Consider the following 2,714-nt stretch of genomic DNA (forward strand, 5'->3'; position numbering starts at 1 on the left):
CGTGTGGTTGTTATTTTAGCTGTTCTCTTGATCCATGCCGACTGAATAGAGAACTTACCGACATACTCTGGACGCAAGCCTAAATTATTCGAAGTATTTTCAGCAAACGTAAGCAGCTCACTTTCCAGTTTGACAACGCGGGCCTCTTCGTATTTGTCAATTTGTTCTTTAAGCGGTTTTTCAGCTTGCTCAATGAGCGCCTGCAATTCCTTGATTTCAGATTCAAATTGTTTGTAAGGTTCTTCAAGCTTTTTCTTAACTGTTTTACGAAAACCGTCGATTTTAGTCCTGACACCGGCAATCTCTTTCTGCGCGGCTTCCATATCTTTTAGATTGTCTTCGGTAACGACTAGGCCAGTATACTTTGATATGTAACCGGATAAATTCGCTTTAATATCACTGAAATTCCAAGTAAACTCATGGACATCTTTAATGATCTTAGGTTCCATTTCAGCTGATCCCGGTGGAATCTCGCTTGATAATACAACTTCATTTTTCAAGAAAATCACCTCGTTTCAATTGTTCTGACCAATCAGGAACTCCTACAGCAACACATTCGGCAATTGATGCATAGTACTCATTGCTGGTAATTACTTTTTTAATGCTAACAAAATCGCCAACCGGAAATTTCGTAGAATAAGCGTTCAAAAAATTCCTTGCTGCATCTATAGTAGGAAAAGCTATGGCTGAGTCCTGACCAACAGCATCAATTTTTGACCAAAAATAGAACCCTAAACAACTGCCAAGATATACGCCAATGCCTTTGCTTACGATAATGTAACGTTCGAACAATTAAATCACCTACGATTCATGTATATTTTTACTTGCATTTACATATCATAATTTGGGAAGTTTCGGCCCGCGCCAAAAATAATTAAGACTGCTTCCTCAATTTCCAATGTCTTCGCTGGACCATGAAAATCTCAATTGCCCCGTTAATTAAAACGACTCGTCCAATTTCTAACCAACGTTGCCGGCGGAGCCTTTTGGCTTGTCTTACGGTTGCTCGGACAACTTTCAAACAAAACACCTTCTTTCCTGCAAGCAAGTTCCCAACAATAGTACGCAATTCCGTCTGCACGTGATGATTCGAACGAATGATATATTACGGACAACCGAATTAATTCAGTCGGTGAAAACAAGTCAAATATGAAATCACGATCAATTGCATAAGCGTAACCGCTGCGGTAATCAGGATCATTCAGTAATCTAAACAGATGATTTGAAATATCTGCGTTTAACATGACAGCCCCTTTCGTGATGTGATATAATCGAATCAAGCAATTTTTAATTACCCTTGAATCGTCTGTGCGCCAACGCAGGCGATTCTTTTATTCCCATAACGCTAGTGCCAACAGTTCGCAAACAACAATCAATACCGATAGCACTGTTTTTACGACTGTCCACTCATACCGTGTCTGGGCTTTAAACTTATCGATGAATCGTACATTCACAATTTCACTCTCTAATACATTCATGTATTACGCCTCCTTTCAGCTTTTTCCAGCAAACCCTGTAACCCGATTTTTACGGCCCAGTCAACCACTTCTTTCGCAGTTATACGCGGTAGACTGCCAGGGTTAAAAACATCAGTGTCAATTAATTTCTGTACACGGGCCGTGTCTTTTTCGTTAAGTTCAACGGATATGATCATGGTTTCGCCTCCTTTGTTGAGTAGTAAGAACATCTTCTGAATTGCTATGATCTTTACAAAAATCTAAATCATGCCCTATATGTGTCCGGCAGTTATTACACATTGGCTTGTCACAAGTTTTACCATTGCCAACTGGGTAATCACATAAAGTAGTGCTTGGATTCCCGCAATAGTGGCAAGGTGTGGCCTTTCGTTGCCCTCGACTACATATGACATATTCAAGGCGTCCGTCTTCGCTTCTATGGAAATCGCATGGCATGTGAATGTTCACCTCCTTTCGTAGGAAATTAATGGATTTTGTCGAATCGTTACCTCTAAAGGAGGTGAACTGAATTGCATACTTATCTTTTGATTTACGAATGGTATCCAAGAGACAAAGGTTTATTTAAATTACATGACAAAATTGCAACTTATAAATGTAAGGGTGTTGCTAACGAAAACTCTTGGTTAATTGTTAGTAATAAAACAGCTAAAGAAATTTATGAAGATTTTTTGCCGTTTTTCCCGAAAAGGTTCTTGTTTGTTACAGAAATCATATTGGAGCATTCTGCCGGGTATCTTTGGGATGAAGGTTGTAACTGGATTAAAAATAACGTTACGAATCCCTACTTAAAAGAATTGGACATCCGTCAACAATAGTTAGAAATCACCTTATTAGAAAGGACAAATCCACAAGGAGCTTTAATCCCACAACCTTCTGACGGACAACCTTCAAAATCAAGTGAATTTCTAATATATTCGCAGGTTGTCGGATTCATGTTGTTTAGCGCGTGCAGAATTTTTTGATTTGCTTTCTCAACAGAATATTGAGGATATAAGCTTGCCAGTTTATGTACTGTTTCCGGTCCGCTCTGACAACGAGATACATTGGTTACCATTGCAATAAATTCGCTTTCAGACAGTGTCGTGATGTTATCGCGGCAGTATTGCACGAATTTACAATGTTCTAAAAGTACGTTGACATGTTTGTCTGTTGGTAAACATTTGAAATTTGCCTCGTCACTATTACCAGTAGTGACGTTTTTTTCTGTGCCTTCGTTCATGAATTTTCACCTCCTTT

7 protein-coding genes are annotated in these 2,714 nt (G+C 39.1%); 1 reads left to right on the forward strand and 6 read right to left on the reverse strand.

The window, feature by feature from the left end:
- The 5 genes from Ga0466249_RS25645 to Ga0466249_RS25665 form a co-directional block, all read right to left on the reverse strand.
- Positions 1–500, reverse strand: a 500-nt coding sequence (locus Ga0466249_RS25645) for a DUF1351 domain-containing protein (protein WP_215832343.1), incomplete at its 3' end; no start/stop codon positions are given.
- Positions 490–792 carry a hypothetical protein gene (locus Ga0466249_RS25650; protein ID WP_215832344.1) on the reverse strand — a complete coding sequence of 101 codons (303 nt, stop codon included), beginning with the start codon at positions 790–792 and terminating at the stop codon, positions 490–492. The genes Ga0466249_RS25650 and Ga0466249_RS25645, both read right to left, overlap by 11 nt.
- Before the next feature lie 143 nt (positions 793–935).
- Positions 936–1,244, reverse strand: a complete 309-nt coding sequence (locus Ga0466249_RS25655; RefSeq protein ID WP_215832345.1) for a hypothetical protein — start codon at positions 1,242–1,244, stop codon at positions 936–938.
- An 87-nt stretch (positions 1,245–1,331) separates the two neighbouring features.
- Entirely contained in the window at positions 1,332–1,478 is a 147-nt protein-coding gene (locus Ga0466249_RS25660; RefSeq protein ID WP_215832346.1) for a hypothetical protein, read from the reverse strand.
- Entirely contained in the window at positions 1,475–1,654 is a 180-nt protein-coding gene (locus Ga0466249_RS25665; protein ID WP_215832347.1) for a hypothetical protein, read from the reverse strand. Before Ga0466249_RS25665 ends, Ga0466249_RS25660 begins: the two co-directional genes overlap by 4 nt.
- Positions 1,655–1,987: 333 nt before the next feature.
- Between Ga0466249_RS25665 and Ga0466249_RS25670 the strand changes: the two genes are divergently transcribed.
- Positions 1,988–2,293, forward strand: a complete 306-nt coding sequence (locus Ga0466249_RS25670; RefSeq protein ID WP_215832348.1) for a hypothetical protein — start codon at positions 1,988–1,990, stop codon at positions 2,291–2,293.
- On the opposite strand, the gene Ga0466249_RS25675 is transcribed toward Ga0466249_RS25670, so the two are convergent.
- A complete protein-coding gene (locus tag Ga0466249_RS25675; protein WP_215832349.1) occupies positions 2,284–2,697 on the reverse strand; it encodes a hypothetical protein in 414 nt (137 codons plus the stop codon). The genes Ga0466249_RS25670 and Ga0466249_RS25675 overlap by 10 nt on opposite strands.
- Positions 2,698–2,714 lie beyond the last annotated feature (17 nt).

This window comes from Pelorhabdus rhamnosifermentans (assembly GCF_018835585.1).
In the GTDB taxonomy this organism is placed as follows: Bacteria; Bacillota; Negativicutes; order UMGS1260; family UMGS1260; genus Pelorhabdus; species Pelorhabdus rhamnosifermentans.